This is a genomic window from Thioalkalivibrio sp. XN279, from assembly GCF_011089885.1.
GTDB lineage: Bacteria > Pseudomonadota > Gammaproteobacteria > Steroidobacterales > XN24 > XN24.
Map to the genome: position 1 here is coordinate 1 of NZ_JAANBD010000011.1, position 1,022 is coordinate 1,022.

General features: G+C 63.5%; 1 protein-coding gene. It reads left to right on the plus strand.

Annotation, left to right across the window (positions count from 1 at the left end):
- Nucleotides 1-117: 117 nt before the first annotated feature.
- A partial coding sequence (locus tag G8346_RS01590; protein WP_166047549.1) for an MCP four helix bundle domain-containing protein occupies nt 118-1,022 on the plus strand: 905 nt, incomplete at its 3' end.

Here is a 1,022-nt window from a genome sequence, read left to right on the forward strand (position 1 = left end):
TCGCCACCGTCGACGAACGCATGATCATCATCATCGACATCGAAAAACTCATGACCGCCGAGGACATGGGCCTGGTCGACCAGGCAGCGGCCTGACAACCCCCAAGGACTGACCACAATGAAGAACCTCAAGATCGGCCTTCGTCTCGGCATCGCTTTCGCGCTTGTGCTGGTCCTCATGGCCGTGATCTCTCTGACCAGCATCAATCGCATCGGGCTGCTGGCGGGAGAAGTCGACATCCTCGTCACGGACCGCTACGTGAAGACGGTGTGGGCCAACAACGTCCTCGACGAGATCAACGTCACGGCGCGTGCAGTGCGCAACGCCGTTATTGCAACAACGCCGGAAGAAACCGGGAACGAACTGAATCGGCTGCCGGCAGCCTCGGCCACCATCACCGAGAACCTCGACAAGCTGCAGAGCACGATCACCTCCGACGAGGGCGTCGCGTTGCTCGGCAAGGTGCAGGCCGCTCGCGAGGAATATGTAGGCATGCTGAATCGCATTACCGCGCTCCTGCGCGCCGGACAGGACGCCGCTGCGGCGAAACTCCTGTTGGGTGGGATGCGCAACGCCCAGGCCAACTACATGGGCGCCATCAACGGCCTTATCGCGTTCCAGGGCCAACTGATGACGGAGGACGGCATCCAGGCCCACGATGCCGCCGAACAGGGCCGCCTGATGATCATCATTCTTGGTGCGGCCGCGCTGATCATCGGCACCTTGCTCGCCTTCCTGATCACGTTGTCCATTACCCGGCCTGTGGCGCAGGTCTCCGGTGCCGCGCGCAAGATGGCGCAGGGCGACTTCGACTTTGAGCTGAAGTCCGACGCCAAGGACGAGATCGGCGAGGTCGTCCGCGCGGTCGGCGAGGTGCAGGGCAGCGTGAAGGCCATGGTGGCGGACGCCAACATGCTGGCCAAGGCGGCCGTGGAGGGCCGCCTGGCCACGCGCGCGGATGCCGACAAGCACGAAGGCGAGTTCCGCGACATCGTGGCGGGCGTCAACAATACCCTCGATGC